The sequence below is a fragment of the Sphingopyxis microcysteis genome (assembly GCF_012274265.1).
GTDB lineage: Bacteria > Pseudomonadota > Alphaproteobacteria > Sphingomonadales > Sphingomonadaceae > Sphingopyxis > Sphingopyxis microcysteis.
This window is the reverse complement of record NZ_JAANYY010000003.1, coordinates 316,930-341,220: the sequence shown is the minus strand read 5'-3', so window position 1 is coordinate 341,220 and position 24,291 is coordinate 316,930. Positions and strand designations below refer to the sequence as shown.

Sequence of the window (24,291 nt, the reverse complement as noted above, 5' to 3'; positions counted from 1 at the left end):
TTACCTCTGTTCGCGGGGCGTTCATTGTTCGAGGTTCAACAAGTCGTCGCGGGTAAAGAGCAGCTGGCATTGCTTCAAAATCTCGTCGCGAACGCGCGGGTCGATCAGATCCCGCTCATGTTTCAGATCGACCGCTACCGAGAGGTCGCTTTCTTCAAACGCAACGCCGAGATTCAGCATGGCGCGCAAATCGATCGGCCCGCTCAAAAGAAGGTCGAGGTCGGAACCGGGCCGCGACGTCCGCGCCGCGCGCGAGCCATAGAGGCTCACCCGGTCGATCTGATCGGCGTAGGGCGAGAGAACCCCGGCGACGATGCGTATATCATCGACCGACAGGCCGATGGCGTCATGCTCGACGCGCATCGGCATCCCGTTCCAGCGCGACCAATGTCGCAAGAAATTGAACGGCGATCAGTTCCAAGCCGTGATCGCGGATTGACTCGCTGTAGGTATGCGACAGTTGGTTGCGCAGCTTGCCCATCGCCAACCATTCGTCGGCGGCCGCAATCATGCCAGCGGCGTGTGCGGCGCGAATGGTCGATGCCGGGGTCAGCGCTTCCGGGGGGGCCAGCTCTTCGGCAAGCCGATCGGCCAGCAGTTTCCAGCCCAATTCCCACGCGATTTCGAACCGCTGGACCATCCCCGCCTTTTCCAGTTCGCTCAGCGGACGGCTCTGGCGCAATTCGACTGCCTCGCGGAGACCCACCAAGGCGCGCGAAAAATTGTCCAGACGGAGCCGGGAACGCGGCGGTGGCTTGTCATCCATTCAGGATAAGTAGCTCGCCGTCGTTTTGGCAGCAACCTCTTCCGCCGTGACTCCTGGCGCGAGCTCGATCAGCTTGAAAGGGCTGCTGTGGTCGTCGCGCTTGAACACCGCGAGGTCGGTGATGATCATGTCGACGACATTCTGGCCGGTGAGCGGCAGCGTGCATTCGGGGATGAATTTGGGGCTGCCGTCCTTGGCAACATGCTCCATCACGACGATGATCTTCTTAACCCCGGCGACCAGGTCCATCGCGCCGCCCATGCCCTTGATCATCTTGCCGGGGATCATCCAGTTGGCGATGTCGCCATTTTCGGCGATCTCCATCGCGCCCAAGACGGTGAGGTCGATGTGGCCGCCGCGGATCATCGCAAAGCTGTCTGCCGAGCTGAAATAAGCCGATTGCGGCAGCTCGCTGATCGTCTGCTTGCCCGCATTGATCAGGTCGGCGTCTTCTTCACCCTCATAGGGAAAGGGGCCGATGCCGAGCATGCCGTTTTCCGACTGGAGCGTCACCGTCATCCCTTCCGGGATATGATTTGCGACCAGGGTCGGGATGCCGATCCCCAGATTGACGTAATAGCCGTCCTGCAGTTCCTTTGCGGCGCGCGCCGCCATGTCATCGCGGGTCCAGGGCATTATTTCGGCTCCCAATTTTTGTCGGAGGGGAAGATGTCGTCCCAGCCCAGTTTTTCCCATGGGCCGTAGACGGAGTTGGGGAACAGGAACCAGCCCTTGTCCCAACGCGCGGTCGCGCCCGCGCTCGTGGCGAGCGCCGTGCGCTGCGCGGCGGGCAGGTCCTTGACGTTGAACTGCTGGCTAAAATCGCCGAGCTGGTCGCCCGCGAGGATGATGACGCAGTAACGCGATGCGATCGTTGCGCGGCGTGCGTCCTTGCTCGACCCGCTGGCGTCGTCGCCCATCAGGAACAGGGTCTCGCCATGCTTGAAATCACCCAGCCCGGCGGCGCGCAGCGTATCCTCGCTGCCCCTGGCATTGGCGGCGCTGCGGTTGGTGTTGGCGACGACGGTGATGCCCGCCGCGCGCAGCCTCGCCAGCATCTCCACCGTGCCGGGCATGGCGACCGCCTTGCCGGCGCCGGTTTTTTCCCACTGGTCCCAGATTTTCGGGTCGAAGGCGGTGCCCTTCTCCGCGAAATAGCGCATCGGGCCAAGGTTCCAGATCAGCGTCTCGTCGGCGTCGAACACCGCCGCGAAGGGCTTGTTGCCGCACGGTTCAAAGCGCGGCGCGTCCATTGTCGCTCCGGCGGCAAGGATGACGCTGTCGGTCGGGCGCTGCTTGATCCGCGCTGCGGCATAATCGGCGATCCGGGCATTGGTCGCGCGAACGGCAATCGCCGCCTCGGCCGAACCATAGAGATATTGCAGCGCGACCGGCGGCTTGGCCGCTTCGGCGGGAGTGACGGCGGGTGGCGGGGTGGGGGCAGTCGTAACCTTCGCGGCATTGCCCGCACAGCCTGCCAGCAGCAGCGCGGCAATCGGGATCAACTGGGCTTTCATCAATGCGTTCCTTGTGGGCCGAGCGGTCGGGGGAGGTCGGTCGGATTCGCCAGTTCGGCGTTCACGCCTTCCATGATTCGATCAAAGGCGTGCGCTTCGTCAATCTCGACCGCTGCCGCATAGGCCTTGGCGCCATGGCGCGCGGCGTCGACTATCGCGAGGCCAAAGAGCATCGGGTCGGCGCCCAAGGCAGCAGGGTCGATAACGCACAAGATGTTGCCGTTCGATTGCTTCCACATCCGCAGAAATTCCTCGCCACCTGCCAGCGCCGGGATGCCGCTGACGTCGATCGACCCCTTATGGCCGATACCCTTGCGCCCGAAGCTCACGCGGCCTCGCGCGGGCGCACCGTGCGGAACTCGATCTTCTTGTCATAGGGCGCGCCGACGATCATACGTTTCACATAGATACCGGGCAGGTGGATCGCGTCGGGGTCGAGACTGCCGACGGGCACGATTTCCTCGACCTCGGCGACGCAGATTTTCGCGGCGGTCGCCATCGGCGCATTGAAATTGCGCGCGGTCTTGCGGAAGATCAGGTTGCCGCTTTCGTCGGCCTTCCACCCCTTGATGATCGCGAGATCGGCAAAGATACCGCGCTCCAGGATATAATCCTGCCCATCGAAATTCTTGACCTCCTTGCCCTCGGCCACCGCCGTGCCGACCCCGGTCTTGGTGTAAAAACCGGGGATGCCCGCGCCGCCGGCGCGGCAGCGTTCGGCGAGCGTCCCCTGCGGGCAGAATTCGACCTCGAGCTCGCCCGCAAGATATTGCCGCTCGAATTCCTTGTTCTCGCCGACATAGGAGCTGATCATCTTTTTGACCTGCCGGGTGCGCAGCAGCTTGCCGAGCCCTTCGCCGTCGATCCCGGCGTTGTTGCTGGCGATGGTCAGGTTCTTGGTTCCGGCATCCCGGATGGCGTCGATCAGGCGTTCGGGAATGCCGCACAGGCCAAAGCCCCCGGCGCAAATGTGCATGCCGTCAAAGAGCAGCCCTTCGAGTGCGGCTGCGGCGTCAGAATATTGCTTGCTCGCCATGTCAGGCTCCCTTGTCCAATTTTCGGCGCGACCTTGGCGTATTTGATCCATCAATTCTAATTGTTCAAATTTTGGATTATACATAGGCGATGTCTATCAATCGCGTTGCGCTCTATCATCTCGAAACGCTGCTGTGGATCGACCGGCTGGGAACCTTTTCCGCCGCCGCCGAGCGGCTCAACACGACCCAGCCCGCGGTATCGGCGCGAATGCGCGAATTGGAGCAACGGCTGGGGACGGCGCTGTTCCGGCGCGATGGCCGCACGATGTCGTTGACCGCGGCGGGACGCAAGCTGGTGCGCGACTGCGATCCGCTGCTTCGCGACATGCAATATGCGCTGCTCGGCAGCGGCGGCTATGGCGAGGCGAGCGGCGTGGTGCGGATCGGCGCGGGCGAGATCGCCGCCGCGAGCTGCCTGCCGGGCTTTGTGGCCGGGCTGAAAGCCGACATGCCGCAGGTCGGGTTGGAGATCGAAATCGACCTGACCGCGAACCTGATCCAGCAATTGCTGACCGGGCGGACCGACATCGCCTTTGCCGCCGGACCGATCGCGCATCCGGCACTGAAGACCAGCCCGATCGGTGATGTCCAACTGGTGTGGCTGGCCAGCCCGGGCGTCGCTGCGGCGTTTGCGGGCGGCGATACTGGCTTGCCCGTCTGGTCGCTCGCCAGCCATTCGCCGATCCATGGCCGGATGCGCGAGGCGATCGCGGCATCGCGCATCGCGCAGAAGTCGCTGAACCTGTGCAACAACGCGCGCACGATGATCGACATCGCCAAGGCGGGCGGAGGGATCGGGATTTTCCCGCAGCCGATGGTGCGCGGCGAGGTCGCGAGCGGCGCGCTCGCGCTGCTCGATGGCATGCCGTCGCTGGCGCCGGTGGAGTTTCAGGTGGCGATGCGCGTCGCCGATACCGAACCGGTGCTGACGCAAATCTTTGCCCGCGCGGCGAAGCTCGATCTGGCCGAGGTGGGTGTTTGAACAGGGCGGCGGGTTGGGGCCGGAAGCAGCCGTTCAATCCAGTCCCCGTTCGTATCGAGCGAAGTCGAGATACGCGTGGCTTCGCGTAAGTCTTCGGCGTGTCTCGACTTCGCTCGACACGAACGGAGGTAAGAAGCGATAGGGACTCCCCCAAAGCCGTTATTCAGGGCGAGATCGCACGGCCAATGTCAGGCCAGTGAGATCCCCAGCACCGCCGACAGATCGGCCAGCGCCTGCTCGCCGCTCGTCACCTTGATGGCGTGCATACCCAGCTGCGCCGCCGGTTTGCAGTTGATGCCGAGGTCGTCGAGATAGATGCACTCGCCGGGCTCGACCTCCAGCCTCTCGCACATCATCTGGTAAATCCGCGGATCGGGCTTTCGCACGCCCGCCTTGCTCGATTCGATGACATGTTCAAAACGCGCCATGATCGCGGCAACCTCGCTCGCGGTTTCTTCGCTGCGCGTCATCCCGGCGCCGCGAATCCCCATCTTGCCGCCGGGGACGTTGTTCGTGATGCACGCGATGGTGAAGCCGCGATCCTTCAGCGTGTCGAGCGCGGCGACCATCGCCGGACGGACCGCACCGGCGATCACCGCCAGCACGGCTTCGCCTTCCAGCGCATGCCCCAGTGCGCGCGCCTCCTCGGCGAACAGCGTGTCGAACGCTGCCGCATCGATCTCGGCGCGTTCAAACTTTGCCCAGGCATTGCCGTCGGGATTGATGGCGTTGACCCGCCGCACAAAATCGCGCGGCAGCCCGCGTTCTTCTTCGAGGCGATTGAAGGCTTCAAACGGCGACGCGGTGATGACGCCGCCGAAGTCGAAAATAACGGTCGTGTAAGTCATGCGGGAGCGTGAGTTCCTACTTCTTTGCGGGCGTCGCGACGCGATTGCCCGACCAGCTGGCATCGTCGATCGTCAGGTCGAGCCGGTCCGGCGAACGCACCGTGTCGAGCAGGAAGACATAGGGTCCGCTCGCGGCGAGGATCGCGTCCATCGCCTTTTCGAGCGGGATGGTGACGGTCGGGATGCGCGTGTGGCTCGACTTGATCTCGACCTTGTTTGGTCCGGTGCGCGTGACGGTGATCGTGATGCCGCTTTTCGACGAGCCGCGCGCGTCCGAGATGATGTCACCCCGATAAGTCCCCGCGACGCGGTCCGCGAGGTCGGGCTTGTGCGCGGGTGCGGACTTGGGCGTTTCGGCAAGCGCCGCGCCCGCCGGAAGCAGGATCGCGAGCGAGGTGGCGAAAACCAGGGTGCGAAGCATGGCTTATCCTTTCGTGCGGCGGAGAAAGGGACTGCTCATGCGACCCTCATGGGACGACGACGATCCCCTTTTGGGGGTCGGCCTGTCCCGAGAGCATTTCCCGATAGGCAGCGAGCGCCGCATCGCCGCCGCCGCGCTTATCGACCGAAGCGAGGCGCGGCGCAATGTCCATGAACGCCAGCCAGGCTTCGGCGATCTTCTGCCCGAATATCGCGCCGCCCCAGTCGGCGATGCGTTTCTGGCTGCGCCCCGGGGCAAAGAAACCCTGCCGTTCCGGGCCGGGCAGGCCGTCGGCATCGGCCTGCGCATCCCAATGCGATTTGCCGACGATGATCGACGCCTTCAGATTATTCCCGAAATAGCTGTGGACGACGCGCGTCACCGCGCCATTGCCCGCCATGTCGACCAGCGCCGCGGGGGTCGATGCATTGAGCGTCATGATCTGGTCATAGCTGATCACGCGGTCATAGACGCCCTGCGACGCGAGGGCTTCGACATTGGCGGCGCTGGTCAGCCCGATCGTCTCGGGTCGCGCGGCGCGCTGCTTGATGGCAAAACCGAGCCCGATCGCGGTCTTGCTCGATGCGCTGGCGATCAGAATCTGGGCGGCGCCATAATCGCCCTCATCCTCGAACTGGTCGGCGATCAGCCAGCCGGTCAGGAACAGCGGGCGGAACACCGGCCAATAATCATGGTCGGCGGCGCGATAATCCGCGAGCGCCTCGACCCGCTGATATTGGTTGTAGATCGGCGGCAGCGTGGTGCGGCGCGGCGTGATGTCGGTGAAGCCGCCGGGACCGGGCTTGCCGACGGTCAAAACCGCATGTTCGGCCATGGGATAATAGCCGTAGAAGCGGTCCCCGACCGCAACCCCGTCGGCGGCGCTTTCGGTCACCGTGGCGAAACCCCAGACCGGCAGGCGACCGGGGCCGCCGGAATCCGAAAAGAAATCCCAATAGCCCTGGTCATTGCCGAACAGGCCGGCGGGATTGCCGAACACGGCATAAGTGATGTTGTTCGCGGTCATCGCATAGCTGTCGACATGCACCCGCACCTGGCCGGGGGCGAGCGGCGCTTCGGGGTCGGCGACCAGCCGGGCTTGTGCAATATCGTCGCGATCGATGTCGATCGCCCAGCTTGTTCCACGCATGTCCGGACCCCTCCGATTGGCTTGCCCGCGACCGCGGGATGGCCGATAGTCATACAGATGGGAACGCCCCTGACAATCGCGGTCAAACGCATTCATGCACCGGTCGGTCCCGGCGACGGTGCGCGCTTTCTGGTCGACCGGCTGTGGCCGCGCGGAGTGTCAAAGGACAAGGCAGCGCTGGCGGCGTGGCTGAAACCGCTGTCGCCGAGCGACGCCTTGCGCAAACGCTATCATGGCGAAACCGCCGCATCGGACGCGGCGTGGGACGCCTTCCGGCTCGACTATTTCGCCGAGCTGGATGCGAGTGGTGAGGCGATGCGCGCGGCGCTGTTCGTGCTCGATGCCGCGGTGGCGGCGGGACCGGTAACCTTGCTGTACGCCGCGAAAAGTGTGGAGCGAAACAATGCCGTCGCACTGCGTGATTGGTTGCGCCAGCGTTAGCCGACCGTCGTCCCGAACAGCGATCCGATTGCTATCGTCACGCCCATCGCGACCGCCCCCCAGAAGCCGACGCGCAGGACGGCGCGGGCAATCGGCGCTCGCCCGACCCAGGCGCCCAAGGCGCCGAGGAGAGCGAGGAAGAGCAGCGATGCCGCCGAAACAATCCACGGGAGCGACGGGCCGGAGTCCAGCAGCACGATCGCGAGCGGCAGCGCGGCACCGACGGTGAAGCTCGCCGCCGACGCGGCTGCCGCCTGAATCGGACGCGCCGCCAGTTCGCTGGTGAGGCCCAGCTCGTCGCGCAAATGGCTGTCGAGGGCGTTATGCGCGGTCAGCTGGGCCGCCACCTGTTCGGCGAGCGGGCGGTCGAGCCCGCGCTGCTGATAGATTTGCGTCAGTTCCTCAAGCTCCAGTTCGGGAACGGTGGCGAGCTCGCGCTTTTCCTTGGCGATGTCGGCGTTTTCGGCGTCGCCCTGCGAGCTGACCGAGACATACTCCCCCGCCGCCATCGACATCGCCCCGGCGACGAGCCCCGCGGTACCGGTGATCAGGATCGACGACGATGAAGCCCCCGCCGCTGCAACGCCCGCGATCAGGCTGGCGGTCGACACGATCCCGTCGTTGGCGCCCAGGATCGCGGCGCGCAGCCAGCCGATGCGGCTTGCGGCATGGGTTTCGCGGTGCATGGGGCGTGCTCCTACCAGAAACGGATGACGCCAAGCTGGTCGAACAGCTTTTCGTTTGAAACCAGTGCATATTGCTCAATCTGCGATTGGGCGATCAAAATGCGGTCAAACGGGTCGCGATGGTCGAACGGCAGCAAGCCCGCCAGACTGGCATGCGCAACCGAAATGGGGAGTTGGTCGAAACCGAAACCCGCGATGACGGTTTCAAAGCGTTCGGCGAGCTCGTCGGCGCCTTCCAGCTTACCGATCCGGAATTTTATCGCGACCTCGATCGCGGAAACGGAACTGATCCAGATATGGTTGTCGGGGTATTCGATGGCGGACCTCACCGCGCTGGGCAATTTCTCCGGGTCGTTGGCAGCCCAGATCAGTGCGTGCGTATCGAGGAGCAGGTTCATTGCGCCTCTGGACTGTCTTCGCCGTTCCACAGCGCCAAATCTTCTTCGGGCAAAGGATCCCAAAAGCCGGCGTCGAGATCGATCTTGCCTTTCAATGTGCCTAAGACGCGCTTGGTCTTTGGTGGCGCATTCACCGGCATCAGCTTCACCACCGGTTCCTTGCCACGCGCGATCGTCACCTCTTCGCCCGCGAGGACGCGGGCGATCAGGCGCGACAGGTTTGTCTTGGCCTCATGGATGGTGACAACGGTCATGCTGACTTAATTAGCTAATTCGGTTAGCTAAGTCAATATTGCAGTTGCAGCCCCGGTCTGGCCCAGCGCGTCTTCACGAGCCGCCCGGTGCCCGACAGGGTGATATAGGCATCCTGTCGGTCCGGGCCGCCGAACGCGATGTTGGTGGTGAAAATATCGTCTGTCGCGACAAATTCGACGAGCTGCCCGTCCGGGCCGACGACCGAAATCCCGCATTCGCCGATCGTCGCGACGCAAATGTTGCCATTTGCCTCCATCGCCAGGCTGTCGAAGAATTTATAGCCCGCCGGGCGGTAGAGCGGGATGCCGGGACCGCCCGGCCCTGCGGCGTCATCGACCTTGCCGGGCGCGACGATGTTGAACTGGGTCAGGCGACATGTATAGGTTTCGGCGGCGTAGAGCTTGCTGCCGTCGGGCGAGAGGCCGATGCCGTTCGGGTTATAGCTCGGGAAGATCACCTCCTCGATAAAGCTGCCATCGGCCTTGGCATAGAAAATGCCGACGATGTCGTGGCAGCGCGCGGCGTAATCGACCTTGCCATGGTCGGTGAACCAGAAACCACCGTGCGCGTCGAACATCAGGTCGTTCGGGCCGCGCAGCGTCACGCCGTGATCGCCGCTCTGGTACAGCGTTTCGACTTCGCCGGTGTCGATGTCGATCCGCTCGATGCGCCCGCCCGAATAATCGTCGGCAATGCCGTGCGGCGCCAGATAGCCGTTCGATTCGACATAGTTGAAGCCGCCATTGTTGCAGCAATAGAGCTTGCCGTCGGGTCCGATCGCGAGGCCGTTGGGACCGCCGCCGGGGGTCGCGATGACACGTTTCCTGCCGCCCGGCCAGCAGCGGGTGATGCGGCCCTCCGCGATCTCGGTGACGATGACGCTGCCGTCTTCCATCACCACCGGCGCTTCCGGAAAGCGCAACCCGTCGGCGATCAGTTCGAACTCGGCCATCCTCGTCTCCCTTGCTCTTGTTTGCGTCCTATGCTTTGCGGCCATCATGCCCGTTCGCACGCTCTTCGCCACAAATTTTTACGAGGCCGATATCGGTACTCCTGACCTGCTCGACGCGCTGGAGGAGAGTTGCCGCCTGTTCGCTGAGGAGGACGGCGCGGGGCGCGCGTGGAGCCGCGAGCATGGCTATAAGGGATATACCAGCTATGCGAGCCTCGGCGACCTCCCCGAGCGCGACCCCGCTTTTTACGACCTCAAGAAGCTGCTCGACAAAGAGGTCAAGGCCTTTGCCAAGGCGTGCCATTTCGATCTCGCCAAGCCGCTGAAACTCGACAGCCTGTGGGTCAATATATTGAAGCCGGGCGGCACGCACAGCGGCCATATCCATCCGCACAGCATCGTGTCGGGCACCTTCTATGTCGCCGTCCCCCCGGGATCGGGGGCGCTGAAGCTCGAAGACCCGCGTCTGCCCATGTTGATGGCCGCGCCGGGCCGCACCGACGATGCCCCCGAGCATCTGCTGCCCTTCGTCTATGCGCAGCCCGCGGCGGGGCGGGTGTTCCTGTGGGAAAGCTGGCTCCGCCACGAAGTGATGCCGCATTTGGGCAAGGGCGAGCGGATCAGCATCAGCTTTAACTATCGCTGATCGCGACTATATGGACGCTGTCTGACCAACCCCATTCCCGTTCGTGTCGAGCGAAGTCGAGACACGCCAGCGCATCGCGAGACGCATCTCGACTGCGCTCGATGCGAACGGAACAGTTAGAAAGCTCCCCATGACCGACAGCGCCACCTACGACGCCGACCTCCAGCTCTTCATCAACGGCGCCTGGCGGAGCGGTGAGGGGCGCGATGCGCGGCCGGTGTATAACCCTGCCACCGCGGACATCATCGCCGATCTACCCATCGCGACTGCCGCCGATCTCGACGAGGCGCTCGCTGCGGCGGCACGCGGCTGGCCGGTGTGGCGGGCGAAGACCCCCGACGAGCGCGCGGCGCTGATGCGCAAGGCGGCGGGGCTGATCCGCGAGCGCGCTGACCATATCGCGACGCTGCTGACGCTCGAACAGGGCAAGCCGATCGCCGAGGCGCGCGGCGAAGTATTGTCGGCGTCGTCGCTGCTCGAATATTTTGCCGAGGAAGGAAAGCGCATCGAAGGCCGCGTGGCACAGCGCCCCGCGGGCCAGCGCGCGATGGTGTTGCGCCAGCCGGTGGGGCCGGTCGCGGCGTTCAGCCCGTGGAATTTTCCCGTCAATCTGATGGTCAAGAAAATCGCCCCCGCGCTCGCCGCGGGCTGCGTCGTGATCGCGAAAGCGCCCGAGGAAACCCCCGGCTGCACCAGCGCGATCATGCGCTGTCTAGCCGACGCGGGGATCCCCGGTGATGTCGTTCAGCTCGTTTACGGCAATCCTGACATGATCAGCCGTCATCTGCTGGGTAGCGAGGTGATCCGCAAAGTCAGCTTCACCGGCTCGACCGCGGTCGGCAAGCATCTGATGAAGCTCGCCGCCGATCGCGTGCAGCGGATCACGATGGAGCTGGGCGGCCATGCCCCGGTGCTGATCTTTGACGATTGCGATCTAGAGAGCACGCTGGACCGCGTGGTGATGCAGAAGTTCCGCAACGCGGGGCAGGTCTGCGTCTCGCCGACGCGCTTTTATGTGCAGGAGGGGATTTACGACGCCTTCGTCGCGGGATTCGCCGAGCGCACCCAGAAGGTGAAGATCGGCAGAGGGCTCGACGCCGATACCCAGATGGGGCCGCTCGCCAACGCGCGACGGATTCCCGCGTTGGAAGCGCTGGTTGCTGACGCCAAGGCGAAGGGCGCGCGCGTGATCGCGGGCGGCGCTGCGACCGGCGACGGCTATTTCTTCCAGCCGACCGCGATCGCCGATGTGCCGCTTGATGCCGATGCGATGAACCACGAACCGTTCGGCCCGATGGCGCTGATCCGCCCCTTCGGCAGCGAGGACGAGGCGCTCGAACAGGCGAACCGGCTGCCCTATGGCCTCGCCGCTTTTGCGTTCACCGAGAATGGCCGCCGCATCAACCGCATCGCCGACGGCATCGAAAGCGGCATGGTCGGGATCAACAGCTTCGTCATCTCGGCGAACGACATGCCGTTCGGCGGGATCAAGGAATCGGGTTTCGGCAGCGAGAGCGGACCCGAGGGGCTGGACGGGTATCTGGTCACCAAGGCGGTGCATATTTATTGATGCCCGTCGTCCCCGCGCAGGCGAGGGCCGCTAGTAACCGCGCGCAACCTATCTCCCCGTTTGTGCTGAGCTTGTCGAAGCACCGTCCTTCTTTCTTCGACGTCGCCAAGAAAGAACGGCCCTTCGACAAGCTCAGGGCAAACGGGTTTGGGGTAGGCGACGGCGCTAATCCCGCTCCAGCGCCACAAAATCCCTGCCCATTGGCGCCAGATGCGCGCCGCCGTCGACGAAGATCGTCTGCCCGGTTACCGCCTCGGCGCGCGCCAGATAGACGACTGCGTCGGCAATCTGCGCCGGGGTCGGCAGTGCGCCGAGCGGCATGCGCGCTGCAAGCCGTTCGACCTGCGCCGCCGAATAATCGTCGGTGGCCATGGTCAGTCCGGGCGCCACCGCGTTGACCCGCGCGCGGTTGCCGAACGCGACGGCGAGGGTCGCCGTCGCCTGCCACAGCGCCGATTTCGACAGGCTGTAGGCGAGCTGATCGGGCACCGGCTGCACAACGCGCTGGTCGACGATGTTGACGATCGCCGGGCGTTTCTCGTCGCTGGCGGCGATCAGCGCCTTTGCCAGCATCACCGGTGCGTGGTGATTGATCTGCATCATCTCGGTCAGCGCATCGGCGGACAGGTCGGTCCACTCACCCTCGGCGAACAAAGCGGCATTGTTCACGAGCAGGTCGGGGGCACGGCCGAATTTTTCGATCACCGCGGGGATCAGCGCATCGACCGCGGCGGGGTCGGACAGGTCGGCGGCGAAGCGGTGGCTGATCGCGCCGGTTTCGGCGAGCGCATCGGCCAGCACCGCATCGGCATCGCCAGGGCTGCGCTTGTGGATCGCCAGCGCATAGCCTTCGCGTGCCAGCCGCGCCGAAATTGCCGCGCCGACGCGGTGGAGCCCGCCCGTAACGAGAGCGAGCTTATGCGTCATTTGCGCGCGCGCCGCATCGTGATGCCGATTTCTTCGCCTTCCTCGGCGATCGCCAGCTTGACGATCTTCACCTCGACCTCTTCGACCTTGTCGTCCTGCAGGAACAACGTGTCTATGATATGGTCGGCGACGCTCTCGATCAGCACGAAATGGACATCCTTGGGAATGCCCTCGGTCGCGGCGAATTTCAGGTGCATGTAATTTTTCGACGCGCTGAGTGGCGTGGTCGGGTCATAACGATCCGCCATCGCCAGCCGCGCGCGCACCCCGATGCGCAGCGGCTGCGGCAGGTGGGTTTCTTCGGAATAAATGCCGGTCAGCACCTGGGCGATCAGCCCGTCCACCTCCAGCCACAATGTATCGGTCACAAGAAATCCTGTCGATCGCGTGCGACATTCGGCTTTGCATCGCCGCGCAGCACCCCTAAAGCGCCGCCGCATTAGCGAAAGGGCGCGCGTTGGTCGAGTTACTTCCATTGTCGGATATTGCACCGCAGACGGTCGAGGCTCTCCTCGACGACGCTTTCGGGGCTGACCGTTTTGGACGAACCGCCTATCGCATCCGCAAAGGCACGGATGCGATCCCGGCGCTAAGCTTTGCGCTGGTCGAGGCGGGCGCGCTCGTTGGCACGATCCAATGCTGGCCCGTCGCGCACCGCGCCGCCGACGGTGCCGAAACGCCGCTGGTGATGGTCGGCCCGGTCGCGGTGCGCCCGGACGTCCAGCGCGGCGGGTATGGCCGCACATTGATGGCGCATATGCTGGCGGCGGCCGAGACCAAGGCGGACGGCGCGCTGATGATGATTGGTGACCCTGAATATTATGGCCGCTTCTTCGGCTTCGATGCCGATGCGACGGGCGCGTGGGATTTGCCGGGGCCGTTTGAAAAGCGCCGCCTGCTGGTGCGCGCGATCAATGGGCATGGACTGCCGATTGCGGCAGGGATGATCGGGCCGCGATAGCCCAACAATCGTCATCCCGGCGAAGGCCGGGATCTCGCCGTCTCTGCCTGACGCAGCGGCGAGACCCCGGCCTTCGCCGGGGTGACGGCTCGGTTGGTGGGACAGTGGGGTTGCACCCACCGCCCTGCCCCCTATGTCGGAACCATGGTCACTCCCGCGCCTTCGCTGCCCAAGGACTTCGCGCAGCTCTCGCTCGCCGAAGCCGTCGCACTGCTCGCGGCGCGCCAATTGCCGCCGGTCGAGCAATGGCACCCTGAGCGCGAGGGCGACAGCTTCATGGAAATCCGCGCCGACGGCAGCTGGTTTCATGAAGGGGGGCGGATCAACCGCCCCGCGATGGTGAAGCTGTTCTCGACCATCCTGCGCCGTGAAGCCGATGGCAGTCACGTCCTCGTCACCCCTGCCGAGAAACTCACGATCGCCATCGAAGACACCCCCTTCCGTGCGGTCGAGATGAAAAGCGAAGGAGAAGGCGAGGCTCGCAAGCTCGTCTTTCGCCTCGATACCGACGATCTGGTTGTGGCTGGGCCCAATCATCCGCTGCGCTTCGGCGACGACCCCGACGAGCCCGACCCGCGGCTGCATGTCCGCGGTACCATCGACAACGGGCTCGAGGCGCGGATCGAGCGCGCGCTTTATTACGAGATCGTCGAAATGGCGCTTGCCGAGGCTGGCGATCCGCCCGCGATCTGGTCGAACGGCGCGCAATTTCCTTTGGTTGATCGCTGATGCTGTCGGCAAAGCTGCGCGCCGCGCTCGACAATCTGCTGCCCGATGCGGGGGAGGATGAGGCGTATCTGGGGACACCGACGCTGCGCGATGCCGCCGTCCTGATCGCCTTTACCGACCGCCCCGACCCCGGCGTCATCCTGACCCAGCGCCCGCAGTGGCTGCGCAGCCATGCGGGGCAGGTCGCCTTCCCGGGTGGCAAGATCGATCCCGACGATCGCGACGCGATCGACGCCGCGCTGCGCGAGGCCGAGGAAGAGATCGGCCTCAGCCCGCGCGACGTGATGGTCGCCGGAGTGACCGAGCCCTATCGGTCGGGCAGCGGTTACATCATCACCCCGGTGCTCGGCGTCATTCCGCCCGACCTGCCGCTCGATCCCAATCCCGACGAGGTCGAGGATTGGTTCGAAGTCCCGCTCGACATTTTGTTCGATCCCGCCAATTACCAGCGCCAGCAAGCGCATTGGCAGGGTCAGGATCGACATTATTATGACATGGACTGGCAAGGTCGGCGGATTTGGGGCGTGACCGCGGGGATCATCATCAATCTGGCGCGGCGGATGCCGACGGGCTGGCACCGGTGAGCGTGCTTCCCGAGGCCGATTGGCGCACAAGACCGGGGCTGCGCCGGATCGTCGCGGCGCTGACCGACGCCGGCGGATCGGTCCGGATCGTCGGCGGCGCGGTGCGCGACACGCTGCTGGGGCTGCCGGTCACCGATGTCGACCTCGCGACACCGCTGGTGCCGGAGGAGGTGACGCGGCGGCTGGAGGCAGCCGACATCAAGGTGATCCCAACGGGTATCGCACATGGCACTGTGACCGCGATTGCCAGCGGCGACCATCACGAAATCACGACGCTGCGCCGCGACGTCGAAACTGACGGACGCCGGGCCACGGTCGCCTTTGCCGAGGATTGGCGCGACGATGCGGCGCGGCGCGATTTCACGATCAATGCGCTTTATGCCGATCCCGATACCGGGGCGGTCGATGATTATTTCGGCGGGGTTGACGATCTTCGCGCGGGCTGTGTGCGGTTCATCGGCGATGCGGCGACGCGGATTGCCGAGGATCATCTGCGCATCCTGCGCTTCTATCGCTTTGCGGCGCGTTTCGGGCGGGGCGAACTGGATGCGGACAGCCATGCCGCGGTCATCGCCGCACGCCAGTCGCTCAAGAGCCTGTCGCGCGAGCGCATCGCCGACGAACTGACCAAGATATTGGCGCTGCCCGACCCGCGCGCCATTGTCGCGCAGATGGCGGCCGACGGCATTTTTGCGGTGATGCTGCCCGAACTCGATCGCGATTTCTCGGCCACGCTCGACCGGTTGATCGCCAATGAAGTGGAGGCGGGCGTACCCGTCGCGGCGCATCGTCGGCTCGCCGCGCTGTTGCCCGCCGACCCGGGCGCCGCCGAACAGGTCGCGAGCCGCCTGCGGCTATCGACGCGGCAACGCAAATATCTGGCCGTGATTGCCGGACATCGCGGCGATACCGCGCGTCCGGTGCGCCAGCTGGCGTACAGCATCGGCGTCGAGGCCGCGCGCGATGCCCATCTGATTGCGGGAGACGCTGCCGGCGCGCGGGATCTGGCAGGCTGGGAGGTGCCGGTGCTGCCGATCCGGGGCGGCGATATCGTCGCGCGCGGGATTGCGGTCGGGCCAGAGGTTGCGCGGATCCTGAAGGCGGTCGAGGCGGCTTGGGTGGCGGAGAATTTTCCGGGTTCGGTCAGAATCGCCGAGCTCCTCGCCGAGCTTGTCGATCAGAAGATCGGGCGAACCAGCGACTGACGCCAATAGGCGAGCGCGTCGCCGCTGTGCATCGGGCGCGCAAAGAGATAGCCTTGGCCGAAATCGCACCCCAGTGCCGACAGTAGTCGTGCCTGGTCGGCGGTTTCGACGCCTTCCGCCGTGGTCTTCATCCCCAGCACTTCGGCGAGGCTCTGGATCGTGCGGACGATCGCCACCTTGTCGCGGTCGTCGACCATATGTTCGACGAAGCTGCGGTCGATCTTGAGCACGTCGAGCGGCAACCGCTGGAGATAGGCGAGGTTCGAATAGCCGGTGCCGAAATCGTCCATCGCGACGCGCGCGTCGAGCGACTTCAGTTCGCTGAGCACCGACAGCGCCAGATCGGGGTCGCCGATGATTGCGCTTTCGGTGAGCTCGATCATCAGCCGTTCGCCGCCGATCTTGTGCGTGTCGAGCGCCTGGCGCACGACCGCGGCAACATCGTCGCGCAGCAGCTGGATCGCCGAGACGTTGACCGAGAAATAACAGTCGACGACCTTGCCGCCATTCTGCTGGTCCCAGTCCGCCAATACGGCCGCCGCCTTGCCGATCGCCCATTGTCCGAGTGGGACGATCAGGCCCGAATCTTCGGCGATGGGGATGAATTCGCTGGGCGAGATCGAATGGCCGTCCTGCTTGTCCCAACGGGCGAGCGCCTCGAACCCGGCGACCTTGCCGGTTGCAAGCTCGATCAGCGGTTGAAAGGCGAGGTGCAGCCGGTCTTCCTCGATCGCATTGCGCAGTTCGGTTTCCAGCCCGAACCGATTGTCCGACAGCATCGCCGATTCGGGTTCGTAGATTTCGATGCGATCGGTCTGCTTGGCGCGTTTCAGCGCGATCTGGGCGTGGCGGATCTGGTCGGCGACGTCGGTTTCGCCTGTCGGCTGGATCGCGCAGCCGAGCGCGCAGTCGACGCTGACCTTCAGCTCGCCGATCCGAAAGGGGTGGTCGAAACAGCCGCGGATCCGCCGCGCCATTTCGCGCACATCGGCGCGGCCACCCGCGACGCGGGTCGAAATGGCAAATTCGTCGCCGCCGGTGCGCGCCAATATGTCGCCGCTGCGCAGCGACGATTTCAGTCGCCGCGCGACGGTGATGATCAACTCGTCGCCCGCCATCGGCCCGATATGTTCGTTGATGCGGCTGAAACGGGCGAGGTCGAGCAGCAGGATCGCATGGTCGGCGCCGACACCGTCGGTCACGCCGCGCTGTTCGACCATTTCTTCGAACCCGGCGCGATTGGGCAGGCCGGTCAGGCTGTCCGACACCAGTTCGCGCCGCAAATTGCGCTCGGTCATCATTTCCTGCGTGCGGTCGATCAGCGTCAGCAGGAACAGGCTTTCGTCGCCCGATTCGGTGGGCAGCGGCCCAATCGAACCGCGTAGGTCGCGCGCCGCGACGCCGTCGCCCAACTGGCACGAAAATTCCTGGGTATCGTCGGGGTTCTGCGCCGCGCGTTCGATCGCACGCAGCAAGGCGATCGGGGCGTCGGCGCCCGCGGGCGACAGGCGCAGGCGGTCGAATGCGACATTGCTGGCGTGCAGGCGAAAATTGCCGCGCGCCAGCGGGCGGATCAACGCTGCTGGCACGGGAAGGGCGTCGATCCAGCCGACGAACAGCAAGGGCCGGTCTTCGCCGGTTCTATCGATAGGCATAACAGCGGGTTTTGTGCGACCTTTCCCCATTGGTCATGACCTAGAGGAGGGAGAGTAAAGAAGCGATTTACGGCGACGCGAAATTAGGTTCAGCCGAAACGATTGTTCCGCGGAAAGCCGGTCGGCGGCATGCGCCCCGCGGCGCCGCGCGCGACGCGCCAGGGGACAAGGTCGGTTTCGGTTCGGGTGCGCCCGGTATCGCCGCCCATCGCCCAGCTCAATCCTTCGGCAAAGGCGAAGCTCACCGCGTCGGACAGCCCGCCGTCGCGGTATCGTTGCAGCATGACGCCCTGACCGCGGGCCATAACCGGCACTTCGCTGATCGGGAACACGACAAGTTTACGGTTTTCGCCCACCGCGGCGACGCTGTCGTCGCTGGCGCTGATCGGCCGCACGACCGCAAGCTGGGCGCCGGTCTTGAGGTTGACGACGTTCCGGCCTTTGCGCGTTTCGGCCACCACCTCGGCCATTTGCGCGATAAAGCCGTGGCCGCTCGTCGAGGCGAGGAGCAGGCGACCATCGGCGCTCGCCGGGATCATCGCGACAATCCTGGCTTCGGGATCGATGTCGACCATCAGCCGCAGCGGTTCGCCAAAGCCGCGTCCGCCGGGCAGTTTGTCGGCGCCGACGGTGAAGAACCGCCCGTCGCTCGCCGCAATCAACAGCTTGTCGGTCGTCTGCGCGTGTGCGGCGAACAACAGCTCGTCGCCTTCCTTGAACTTGAACTCGCTCCACTGGTCGGCGGCGACATGGCCGCGCTGGGCGCGGATCCAGCCACGTTTCGACAGGATTACCGTGACCGGTTCCTTCTCGATCATCGCATCGAGCGGGATTTCGCGCGCCGGGGCGGCTTCGGCGATCGTCGTGCGCCGCGCGCCGAGCAAGGTTTCGAGGCCATAAACCGCGCGCAGCTTTTCCAGATCCTTGCGCAGCCGGGTTTTCTGCCGCGCCGGGCTTTCGACGAGCTTCGCCAGTTCCTCGCGTTCGGCGTTGAGGTCGGCCTGCTCGCGCTTCAGCTCCATTTCCTCCAGCTTGCGCAGGGAGCGCAGCCGCATGTTCAGGATTGCCTCGGCCTGCCGGTCGGTCAGGATGAATTCGGCGATCATCACTGGCTTCGGCTCGTCCTCGGTGCGGATGATCTCGATGATCCGGTCGAGGTTGAGGAAAGCGATGATATAGCCCGCGACCAGCTCCAGCCGGTCGTCGATCTTGGCGATCCGGTGCTGCGCGCGGCGGACGAGCACGACGATCTGGTGCTGGAGCCATTCGGTGAGCAGCTGGTGCAGCCCCATAACCTTCGGCGTGCGCGTCGCGTCGAGGACGTTGAGGTTGAGCGCGAAGCGGCTTTCGAGGTCGGTCAGCCGGTACAGGCTTTCCTTCAATATGTCGGGATCGACATTGCGGCTCTTGGGCTCCAGCACGATGCGCAGATCCTCGGCGCTTTCGTCGCGGACATCTTCCAGGATCGGCAATTTCTTGTCGGCGATCAGCTGCGCGATCTGTTCGATCAACTTGCCCTTGGCGACCCCGTAGGGAATTTCGCTGATCACGAGCTGCCAGGTGCCGCCCGACTGCTTCTCGATCCCGCTTTCTTCCCACCCGCCGCTTTCCAGCTTGCCGGTCGAAAAGCGCGCGCGGACGCGAAAACCGCCGCGTCCCGTTTCATAGGCTTGCCGGATCGTCTCGGCGCCGTCGACGACGATGCCGCCGGTCGGGAAGTCGGGCCCCTTCACATGCTCGAGCAGCTCGGCAAGCTCGGCGCGCGGATTTTCGATCAGCACCAGCGCTGCGTCGATCACCTCGGCGGCGTTGTGCGGCGGAATGTTCGTCGCCATGCCGACCGCGATCCCGCTCGCGCCATTGGCGAGCAGGTTGGGGAACAGCCCCGGCATAATCTCGGGTTCTTCGTCCTCGCCATTATAGGTCGGCCTGAAATCGACCGTCCCCTCGTCGAGCCCCTGCATCAGGTCGATTGCGACGCGGGTCAGCCGCGCTTCGGTGTAACGATAGGCAGCGGCATTATCGCCGTCGATGTTGCCGAAATTGCCCTGGCCGTCGACCAGCGGGTAACGGAGCGAAAAATCCTGCGCGAGGCGGACCATCGCGTCGTAAACCGCGGTGTCGCCGTGCGGGTGGAATTTGCCGATGACGTCGCCGACGACGCGTGCCGATTTTTTGTACCCTTGCGACGGGTCGAGCCGCATCGCGCGCATCGCCCACAGCAAGCGGCGGTGCACGGGCTTCAATCCATCGCGGAGATCAGGAAGCGACCGCGCGGTGATCGTCGACAGCGCATAGACCAGATAGCGTTCGGACAGCGCGCTGCCGAAGGGCGTGTCGGTCATGCCGGGAACGGGTTCAGGATTGTCGGGATCGTCGGTGGTGGTCGCCATGGTCGCGGCGCGATAGCAAGGCTAGCGCGTCAAGGCAAAGGGCGATCGGGGGCGTGGGTTCCGCTTCGCGCCCACGTCGCCGTGACGACGTCGTCAATGCCCGCTGTGCTTGTACCAGAGCGACTAGTTCAATCGGTCGGCCAATCGCGTCATCAAATCCATCCGTTCGTGCAGAATCGCAACCACCAGCGCGGCGGCATTTTCGCGCGGCAGGCAGAAAATATAATGGTGCTGGCAATGAACCACCCGCAATCCGGGATGGATATCGCTCAAATCCTTTCCGGTCCGCCCGCTTCCTGCGATATTCTCGATGCATCGGGTCAGTTTCGCGACATAGTTCCGCGTTTGCGCATCGCCCCATTCGGCGCGCGTATAGCGAATAATCGCCCGAAGGTCGGCCTCCGCTTCCGGAAGCAAGACATAGCGAGGCGTCAAGCGTCGCGGTCCGTCGCCAGTTCCTCTGCGACGATCGCGTCGATACTTTTGCCCGAAAAGTCACCGGCCAGTCCGTTGCCAATGCGCTGCTGCAACAGGATCTTCAGCTCTTGCCACGCTTCATCGTCGCCGGTTGGTTCGGGAAACAGACGTTCGAGCGCATATTGCCGGATCGTCTTCCCTTGCAGCGCAGCCAGCGCCTTCAAATTCTGGTGCTGCTGATCCGAAATATCGATCGTCAGGCGGCTCATATCAAAACTCCAGACATCAGCTTCGCACTTTATCACAAATGTGGGTTTGTGCATAGCGTCGAGACTGCCGTTTGATGTGCTCAATCGGCATAAGCCTTGACCAGATCGAACATATAGTCGCGCCCGACATACACCGATTTCACTTCCATCCGCTCGTTCAGCCCGTGCGCGCCATTGCCGTCGGGGTCGCCCCACATGCCGGGGATGCCATAGGTCGGGATGCCGACGGCGCCGAGGAACGTCGCGTCGGTATAGCCGTTCGCCATCGACGGGATGACCTTCAGCCCCGGCCAATATTTGTCGACCAGCTTTTGCATCGGGCCGATGATCTTGGGGTCGAGCGGCGGCGCGGGCGGGGCGGGGCGCTTGGGGGCCAGCTGGGTGACCGTGACGCCGGGGTCGCCGATCACTTTCACCAGTTCGTCCCTGATCGATTCGATACTGTGGCCGGGAAAGATGCGGCAATTGATGTTGGCACCGGCACGCTGCGGCAGCGCGTTGGCGGCGTGGCCGCCGTCGAGCAGCGTCGCGACGCAGGTGGTGCGCAAATTGCTGTGCAGGAACGGATCCTTGTTGACGATCGCCTCGGCGTCCTTGTCGCCGATATTCTTCGCCAGCGCGACCATCGCGGCGCCGGTGGCATCGGCGCGCAACGCGCCCGCCTCGGCAAAATAGCGCCGCGTGGTATCGGTCATTTCGGCGGGGAAGCGATGTTCCTCGATCTTCGTCACTGCGCGCGCGAGCTGGTAGATCGCATTGTCGGGGACCGGCGCCGAGCTATGGCCGCCGGGATTGCGCGTTTCGAGGCGGAAATTGGCAAACGTCTTTTCGCCGACCTGCACCGACTGGCCGATCACCTTGCCTTTGCCGTCGCTGTCGCCGCCGCCGCCTTCGTTCAGCGCAAATTCGGCGTCGATCAGGTCACGCTTGTTCGCTGCCAGCCATTCGATGCCGTTGAACGCGCCATTGGTTTCCTCGCCGCAGGTCAGCGCCATCTTGACGGTGCGTTTGGGCTTATGGCCCGCCTGCTGGAAGCGGATCAACGTGTCGACCCACACCGCCGCCTGCGATTTGATGTCGGCGGTGCCGCGGCCGTAGAAATAGCCATTCTCTTCGACCATGATGAAGGGGTCGCGCTCCCAATCCTCGCGCTTCGCCTCGACGACGTCGATATGCGCGATCAGCAGGATCGGCTTGGCGGTCTTTGAGGTGCCGGGATAGACCGCGACCAGCCCTCCTTCCTTGGGCTTGTCGGGCGTCGCGAACAGGGTCAGCTGGCTGTCGGGAATGCCCGCCGCCTTCAGCCGCGCCGCCATGCGTTCGGCGGCGAGCGTGCAGCTCCCCGACGACAGCGTCGTGTTGGTTTCAACCAGTTCCTTGTAAATTTCGCGAAACGCCAGCTGGTCGGGGCGCGGTGCCGGATCGGCGGCGAACGCGGGCGTCACCACCGCCAGCGCGGACAACAGTAAAACAGCCAGCTTTTTCATCGAATTTCTCTCCCCGTTCCGGCTGATGAAGGGAGCAGAAAGAGCAAGAGGCCGCAACCCGTCATCGCGCCCTCTTGCGAAGCCCCGATCTTTCGCGCAAGCCGTGCGCCGGGTAGAGGAGAGTGCGTGACAGCCATCATCGATGAACCGCCGGGTCCGGTGGCACGCTTTGTGCGGCGCTTGCTGCTGGCGATGTACCGCATCCGCGGCTGGAAGGCCGTCGGCGTCGTCCCCGAACCGCGCCGCTTCATCCTGATCGCGGCGCCGCACACCAGCAATTGGGACTTCGTCAATTTTCTGGGACTGACCGCCGATCTGAAAATCCGGCCGCATTTCATGGCGAAACTGTCGCTGTTCCGCTGGCCGCTCGGCGGCTTCATCCGCCAGATGGGCGGCGTCGCGGTTGACCGACGCGGCGGCGGCAATGTCGTCCAGCAGATGGTCGACGAATTTGCGCGCCGCGCCGAATTCATGCTGACCGTCGCGCCCGAGGGTACGCGCGGCAAGACAGCGAAATGGCGTACCGGCTTTTACCAGATCGCCATGGCGGCGAAGGTGCCGATGGTCGTCGGCATGATGGACTATGGAACCAAGACCGGCGGGCTCGGCCCCCTGATCTGGCCGAGCGGCGATTTTCGCGCCGACATGCTGAAGGTGCTCGAGGTCTATCGCACCTGCATCCCGAAATTTCCCGAGCGCGCGGTGCGCTCGATCGACGATATTGTCGGCGACGACGGCCCCGAATTGGAGATGCGCGCATGACCGACCTGCTGTTGCTGCTGGCGATCAATTTTGCCGGACTGCTGGGGGTGATCCTGATCCTGTGGGCAATTTCGGTCGTCATCCGCGACGTGTCGTTCATCGACGCCTTCTGGGCGTTCGGCATGGTGCTGTTGGCGTGGGGTGCGGCGTGGCAAGCGGGGTTCGACGCGCTGCACGCCCAGCTATTGCTGGGGCTGACCAGCTTGTGGGGGCTGCGGCTCGCGATCCATTTGACCGTCCGCTGGGTGAAACATGGCGAGGATCCTCGCTATGCCAGGATCCTGGCGCGGACCGTGGAAACGAAGCGCTGGAGCTGGGCCAAGACGGCGCTGCTCACCGTGTTCCTCACGCAGGCGCCCTTGTTGTTCATCACCTGCCTGCCGGCGCAGATCGGCATCTGGGCGAGCGGCGACGCGGCGGCAGACGGCGTCGGCATCCTCGCCGTGATCGGCGTGATCGCCGCGCTGATCGGCATCGCGTTCGAGACGATCGGCGATGCGCAGCTCGATGCGTTTCGCAAGAATCCCGCGAACAAGGGGCAGGTGCTCGACACCGGGCTCTGGCGCTACACGCGCCATCCCAATTATTTCGGCGACGCGCTGACCTGGTGGGGATTGTGGCTGATCGCCGCCGACATCGGGCCGTGGGTCGCGCTGGCGAGCGTCATCGGGCCGCTGTTCCTGACCTTCACCCTCACCAAATGGTCGGGCAAGGCGCTGCTTGAAAAGGGGCTGCACAAGACGCGGCCCGACTATGCCGCCTATGTCGCGCGCACCTCAGGGTTCATCCCATGGCCGCCAAAGACGAAGGGTTAGGGGCCGATACGGTTGCCGCCGACGCCAGCGCGCTCGGCGACGCCCCGCGTATCCGCGCGATCCTGACCGAAGCCGCGCGCGACGGCCGCAGCGTCAGCTATTCCGAACTGCTCGGCGACCTCGGCTTCCGCTTCACCCGGCCCAAGATGCGGGCGGTATGCAAGACCCTGGCCGAGGTCGATCGGCTGTGCGCGCTCGACGGCGAACCCGACCTCGCGGTGCTGGTGGTGCGCGAAAGCGACCGCCTGCCCGGGCAGGGATGGTGGGTCGGTGGGACGGCCCTGCTGCTGGGGTACGATGGCCCGTGGGAGGGCGCGGCGGCGGCGCGGTTTATCCGCGAGCAGCAACAGGCGGTGTTTGATTATTGGGCGGGGCGGTAGGGCGGCAGCTAATCCAAGCTGGGGACGTTTCAAACCCA

31 protein-coding genes are annotated in these 24,291 nt (G+C 64.6%); 11 read left to right on the top strand and 20 right to left on the bottom strand.

Features of this window, described 5'->3' with window-relative positions; all coding sequences use genetic code 11:
- Nucleotides 1-21: 21 nt before the first annotated feature.
- Genes G9408_RS09435 through G9408_RS09410 form a run of 6 tightly spaced genes read right to left on the bottom strand, consistent with a single transcriptional unit; the run spans nt 22 to nt 3,319 of the window.
- A complete protein-coding gene (locus G9408_RS09435) occupies nt 22-363 on the bottom strand; it encodes a nucleotidyltransferase domain-containing protein (protein ID WP_168453760.1) in 342 nt (113 codons plus the stop codon).
- Complete coding sequence (locus tag G9408_RS09430; RefSeq protein ID WP_168453759.1) at nt 347-766, bottom strand: HI0074 family nucleotidyltransferase substrate-binding subunit; 420 nt, start codon at nt 764-766, stop codon at nt 347-349. The genes G9408_RS09435 and G9408_RS09430 overlap by 17 nt, the downstream gene beginning before the upstream one ends.
- Nucleotides 767-1,402: a CoA transferase subunit B gene (locus G9408_RS09425; protein ID WP_168453758.1), complete on the bottom strand. Its 636-nt coding sequence runs from the start codon at nt 1,400-1,402 to the stop codon at nt 767-769.
- Entirely contained in the window at nt 1,402-2,283 is an 882-nt protein-coding gene (locus G9408_RS09420) for an HAD family acid phosphatase (protein WP_168453757.1), read from the bottom strand. Before G9408_RS09420 ends, G9408_RS09425 begins: the two co-directional genes overlap by 1 nt.
- Entirely contained in the window at nt 2,283-2,612 is a 330-nt protein-coding gene (locus G9408_RS09415) for a DUF5076 domain-containing protein (protein ID WP_287407920.1), read from the bottom strand. Before G9408_RS09415 ends, G9408_RS09420 begins: the two co-directional genes overlap by 1 nt.
- Entirely contained in the window at nt 2,609-3,319 is a 711-nt protein-coding gene (locus G9408_RS09410; protein WP_137871629.1) for a CoA transferase subunit A, read from the bottom strand. The genes G9408_RS09415 and G9408_RS09410 overlap by 4 nt, the downstream gene beginning before the upstream one ends.
- Before the next feature lie 89 nt (nt 3,320-3,408).
- Here G9408_RS09410 and G9408_RS09405 point away from each other — a divergent pair, with 89 nt between their 5' ends.
- Complete coding sequence (locus tag G9408_RS09405; protein WP_168453756.1) at nt 3,409-4,302, top strand: LysR family transcriptional regulator; 894 nt, start codon at nt 3,409-3,411, stop codon at nt 4,300-4,302.
- Nucleotides 4,303-4,490: 188 nt separating this feature from the next.
- On the opposite strand, the gene G9408_RS09400 is transcribed toward G9408_RS09405, so the two are convergent.
- The 3 genes from G9408_RS09400 to G9408_RS09390 are packed head-to-tail and all read right to left on the bottom strand — an operon-like array spanning nt 4,491 to nt 6,721.
- On the bottom strand, nt 4,491-5,150 hold the full coding sequence (locus tag G9408_RS09400) for an HAD-IA family hydrolase (RefSeq protein ID WP_168453755.1): 660 nt from the start codon (nt 5,148-5,150) through the stop codon (nt 4,491-4,493).
- A 16-nt stretch (nt 5,151-5,166) separates the two neighbouring features.
- Nucleotides 5,167-5,571 carry a hypothetical protein gene (locus tag G9408_RS09395; protein ID WP_137871601.1) on the bottom strand — a complete coding sequence of 135 codons (405 nt, stop codon included), beginning with the start codon at nt 5,569-5,571 and terminating at the stop codon, nt 5,167-5,169.
- A 46-nt stretch (nt 5,572-5,617) separates the two neighbouring features.
- A complete protein-coding gene (locus tag G9408_RS09390; RefSeq protein WP_168453754.1) occupies nt 5,618-6,721 on the bottom strand; it encodes a DUF2855 family protein in 1,104 nt (367 codons plus the stop codon).
- 57 nt (nt 6,722-6,778) lie between these two features.
- On the opposite strand from G9408_RS09390, the gene G9408_RS09385 reads away from it, so the two are divergent.
- Nucleotides 6,779-7,162: a DUF488 domain-containing protein gene (locus G9408_RS09385; RefSeq protein WP_168453753.1), complete on the top strand. Its 384-nt coding sequence runs from the start codon at nt 6,779-6,781 to the stop codon at nt 7,160-7,162.
- On the opposite strand, the gene G9408_RS09380 is transcribed toward G9408_RS09385, so the two are convergent.
- The 4 genes from G9408_RS09380 to G9408_RS09365 are packed head-to-tail and all read right to left on the bottom strand — an operon-like array spanning nt 7,159 to nt 9,453.
- Complete coding sequence (locus G9408_RS09380) at nt 7,159-7,848, bottom strand: VIT1/CCC1 transporter family protein (RefSeq protein ID WP_168453752.1); 690 nt, start codon at nt 7,846-7,848, stop codon at nt 7,159-7,161. The genes G9408_RS09385 and G9408_RS09380 overlap by 4 nt on opposite strands.
- Before the next feature lie 11 nt (nt 7,849-7,859).
- A complete protein-coding gene (locus G9408_RS09375) occupies nt 7,860-8,246 on the bottom strand; it encodes a type II toxin-antitoxin system VapC family toxin (protein ID WP_168453751.1) in 387 nt (128 codons plus the stop codon).
- Complete coding sequence (locus G9408_RS09370; RefSeq protein ID WP_168453750.1) at nt 8,243-8,500, bottom strand: type II toxin-antitoxin system Phd/YefM family antitoxin; 258 nt, start codon at nt 8,498-8,500, stop codon at nt 8,243-8,245. The genes G9408_RS09375 and G9408_RS09370 overlap by 4 nt, the downstream gene beginning before the upstream one ends.
- A 32-nt stretch (nt 8,501-8,532) precedes the next feature.
- Nucleotides 8,533-9,453, bottom strand: coding sequence for an SMP-30/gluconolactonase/LRE family protein (locus G9408_RS09365; RefSeq protein WP_168453749.1), 921 nt, complete (start codon nt 9,451-9,453; stop codon nt 8,533-8,535).
- A 46-nt stretch (nt 9,454-9,499) separates the two neighbouring features.
- Between G9408_RS09365 and G9408_RS09360 the strand changes: the two genes are divergently transcribed.
- Nucleotides 9,500-10,099 carry a TIGR02466 family protein gene (locus tag G9408_RS09360; RefSeq protein WP_168453748.1) on the top strand — a complete coding sequence of 200 codons (600 nt, stop codon included), beginning with the start codon at nt 9,500-9,502 and terminating at the stop codon, nt 10,097-10,099.
- A 130-nt stretch (nt 10,100-10,229) separates the two neighbouring features.
- Complete coding sequence (locus tag G9408_RS09355; RefSeq protein ID WP_168453747.1) at nt 10,230-11,669, top strand: NAD-dependent succinate-semialdehyde dehydrogenase; 1,440 nt, start codon at nt 10,230-10,232, stop codon at nt 11,667-11,669.
- Between the two features lie 165 nt (nt 11,670-11,834).
- On the opposite strand, the gene G9408_RS09350 is transcribed toward G9408_RS09355, so the two are convergent.
- Both G9408_RS09350 and G9408_RS09345 read right to left on the bottom strand, forming a co-directional pair.
- Nucleotides 11,835-12,596, bottom strand: a complete 762-nt coding sequence (locus G9408_RS09350; protein ID WP_168453746.1) for an SDR family oxidoreductase — start codon at nt 12,594-12,596, stop codon at nt 11,835-11,837.
- Nucleotides 12,593-12,964, bottom strand: a complete 372-nt coding sequence (locus G9408_RS09345) for a dihydroneopterin aldolase (protein WP_408021868.1) — start codon at nt 12,962-12,964, stop codon at nt 12,593-12,595. The genes G9408_RS09350 and G9408_RS09345 overlap by 4 nt, the downstream gene beginning before the upstream one ends.
- Nucleotides 12,965-13,053: 89 nt before the next feature.
- Between G9408_RS09345 and G9408_RS09340 the strand changes: the two genes are divergently transcribed.
- The 4 genes from G9408_RS09340 (at nt 13,054) to G9408_RS09325 (ending at nt 16,075) form a co-directional block, all read left to right on the top strand.
- Nucleotides 13,054-13,557 (top strand): GNAT family N-acetyltransferase, encoded by a 504-nt coding sequence (locus G9408_RS09340; protein WP_168453744.1) that lies wholly within the window; start codon nt 13,054-13,056, stop codon nt 13,555-13,557.
- Between the two features lie 144 nt (nt 13,558-13,701).
- Complete coding sequence (locus G9408_RS09335; RefSeq protein WP_168453743.1) at nt 13,702-14,286, top strand: DUF1285 domain-containing protein; 585 nt, start codon at nt 13,702-13,704, stop codon at nt 14,284-14,286.
- Nucleotides 14,286-14,870 carry a CoA pyrophosphatase gene (locus G9408_RS09330; protein WP_137871613.1) on the top strand — a complete coding sequence of 195 codons (585 nt, stop codon included), beginning with the start codon at nt 14,286-14,288 and terminating at the stop codon, nt 14,868-14,870. Before G9408_RS09335 ends, G9408_RS09330 begins: the two co-directional genes overlap by 1 nt.
- The gene (locus tag G9408_RS09325) at nt 14,867-16,075 is read left to right on the top strand and encodes a CCA tRNA nucleotidyltransferase (protein ID WP_168453742.1); all 1,209 of its coding nucleotides are present in this window, start codon (nt 14,867-14,869) and stop codon (nt 16,073-16,075) included. The genes G9408_RS09330 and G9408_RS09325 overlap by 4 nt, the downstream gene beginning before the upstream one ends.
- On the opposite strand, the gene G9408_RS09320 is transcribed toward G9408_RS09325, so the two are convergent.
- From G9408_RS09320 to G9408_RS09300, 5 genes are all read right to left on the bottom strand, one after another.
- Entirely contained in the window at nt 16,048-17,730 is a 1,683-nt protein-coding gene (locus tag G9408_RS09320; RefSeq protein ID WP_235957666.1) for a putative bifunctional diguanylate cyclase/phosphodiesterase, read from the bottom strand. The genes G9408_RS09325 and G9408_RS09320 overlap by 28 nt on opposite strands.
- 89 nt (nt 17,731-17,819) lie before the next feature.
- Entirely contained in the window at nt 17,820-20,123 is a 2,304-nt protein-coding gene (gene parC / locus G9408_RS09315; RefSeq protein ID WP_210423304.1) for a DNA topoisomerase IV subunit A, read from the bottom strand.
- 123 nt (nt 20,124-20,246) lie between these two features.
- Complete coding sequence (locus G9408_RS09310; protein WP_168453740.1) at nt 20,247-20,558, bottom strand: type II toxin-antitoxin system RelE/ParE family toxin; 312 nt, start codon at nt 20,556-20,558, stop codon at nt 20,247-20,249.
- Entirely contained in the window at nt 20,555-20,893 is a 339-nt protein-coding gene (locus G9408_RS09305; RefSeq protein ID WP_235957664.1) for an antitoxin, read from the bottom strand. Before G9408_RS09305 ends, G9408_RS09310 begins: the two co-directional genes overlap by 4 nt.
- A complete protein-coding gene (locus G9408_RS09300) occupies nt 20,890-22,296 on the bottom strand; it encodes a M20/M25/M40 family metallo-hydrolase (protein WP_168453739.1) in 1,407 nt (468 codons plus the stop codon). Before G9408_RS09300 ends, G9408_RS09305 begins: the two co-directional genes overlap by 4 nt.
- 126 nt (nt 22,297-22,422) lie before the next feature.
- Between G9408_RS09300 and G9408_RS09295 the strand changes: the two genes are divergently transcribed.
- From G9408_RS09295 to G9408_RS09285, 3 genes are read left to right on the top strand one after another with little or no spacing between them, the layout of a single operon-like run.
- Nucleotides 22,423-23,058, top strand: a complete 636-nt coding sequence (locus G9408_RS09295) for a lysophospholipid acyltransferase family protein (protein ID WP_168453738.1) — start codon at nt 22,423-22,425, stop codon at nt 23,056-23,058.
- Complete coding sequence (locus G9408_RS09290) at nt 23,055-23,873, top strand: DUF1295 domain-containing protein (protein ID WP_168453737.1); 819 nt, start codon at nt 23,055-23,057, stop codon at nt 23,871-23,873. The genes G9408_RS09295 and G9408_RS09290 overlap by 4 nt, the downstream gene beginning before the upstream one ends.
- Nucleotides 23,849-24,253, top strand: a complete 405-nt coding sequence (locus tag G9408_RS09285; RefSeq protein WP_168453736.1) for a ribose-phosphate pyrophosphokinase — start codon at nt 23,849-23,851, stop codon at nt 24,251-24,253. Before G9408_RS09290 ends, G9408_RS09285 begins: the two co-directional genes overlap by 25 nt.
- Nucleotides 24,254-24,291 lie beyond the last annotated feature (38 nt).

Coding starts and splice junctions, on each gene's coding strand:
- G9408_RS09330 (WP_137871613.1), top strand. CDS start 14,286: ATGCTGTCGGCAAAGCTGCGCGCCGCGCTCGACAATCTGCTGCCCGAT.
- G9408_RS09435 (WP_168453760.1), bottom strand. CDS start 363: ATGCGCGTCGAGCATGACGCCATCGGCCTGTCGGTCGATGATATACGC.
- G9408_RS09350 (WP_168453746.1), bottom strand. CDS start 12,596: ATGACGCATAAGCTCGCTCTCGTTACGGGCGGGCTCCACCGCGTCGGC.
- G9408_RS09405 (WP_168453756.1), top strand. CDS start 3,409: ATGTCTATCAATCGCGTTGCGCTCTATCATCTCGAAACGCTGCTGTGG.
- G9408_RS09385 (WP_168453753.1), top strand. CDS start 6,779: ATGGGAACGCCCCTGACAATCGCGGTCAAACGCATTCATGCACCGGTC.
- parC (WP_210423304.1), bottom strand. CDS start 20,123: ATGGCGACCACCACCGACGATCCCGACAATCCTGAACCCGTTCCCGGC.
- G9408_RS09300 (WP_168453739.1), bottom strand. CDS start 22,296: ATGAAAAAGCTGGCTGTTTTACTGTTGTCCGCGCTGGCGGTGGTGACG.
- G9408_RS09290 (WP_168453737.1), top strand. CDS start 23,055: ATGACCGACCTGCTGTTGCTGCTGGCGATCAATTTTGCCGGACTGCTG.
- G9408_RS09380 (WP_168453752.1), bottom strand. CDS start 7,848: ATGCACCGCGAAACCCATGCCGCAAGCCGCATCGGCTGGCTGCGCGCC.
- G9408_RS09395 (WP_137871601.1), bottom strand. CDS start 5,571: ATGCTTCGCACCCTGGTTTTCGCCACCTCGCTCGCGATCCTGCTTCCG.
- G9408_RS09285 (WP_168453736.1), top strand. CDS start 23,849: ATGGCCGCCAAAGACGAAGGGTTAGGGGCCGATACGGTTGCCGCCGAC.
- G9408_RS09370 (WP_168453750.1), bottom strand. CDS start 8,500: ATGACCGTTGTCACCATCCATGAGGCCAAGACAAACCTGTCGCGCCTG.
- G9408_RS09360 (WP_168453748.1), top strand. CDS start 9,500: ATGCCCGTTCGCACGCTCTTCGCCACAAATTTTTACGAGGCCGATATC.
- G9408_RS09335 (WP_168453743.1), top strand. CDS start 13,702: ATGGTCACTCCCGCGCCTTCGCTGCCCAAGGACTTCGCGCAGCTCTCG.
- G9408_RS09400 (WP_168453755.1), bottom strand. CDS start 5,150: ATGACTTACACGACCGTTATTTTCGACTTCGGCGGCGTCATCACCGCG.
- G9408_RS09320 (WP_235957666.1), bottom strand. CDS start 17,730: ATGCCTATCGATAGAACCGGCGAAGACCGGCCCTTGCTGTTCGTCGGC.
- G9408_RS09375 (WP_168453751.1), bottom strand. CDS start 8,246: ATGAACCTGCTCCTCGATACGCACGCACTGATCTGGGCTGCCAACGAC.
- G9408_RS09355 (WP_168453747.1), top strand. CDS start 10,230: ATGACCGACAGCGCCACCTACGACGCCGACCTCCAGCTCTTCATCAAC.
- G9408_RS09430 (WP_168453759.1), bottom strand. CDS start 766: ATGGATGACAAGCCACCGCCGCGTTCCCGGCTCCGTCTGGACAATTTT.
- G9408_RS09420 (WP_168453757.1), bottom strand. CDS start 2,283: ATGAAAGCCCAGTTGATCCCGATTGCCGCGCTGCTGCTGGCAGGCTGT.
- G9408_RS09425 (WP_168453758.1), bottom strand. CDS start 1,402: ATGCCCTGGACCCGCGATGACATGGCGGCGCGCGCCGCAAAGGAACTG.
- G9408_RS09365 (WP_168453749.1), bottom strand. CDS start 9,453: ATGGCCGAGTTCGAACTGATCGCCGACGGGTTGCGCTTTCCGGAAGCG.
- G9408_RS09410 (WP_137871629.1), bottom strand. CDS start 3,319: ATGGCGAGCAAGCAATATTCTGACGCCGCAGCCGCACTCGAAGGGCTG.
- G9408_RS09390 (WP_168453754.1), bottom strand. CDS start 6,721: ATGCGTGGAACAAGCTGGGCGATCGACATCGATCGCGACGATATTGCA.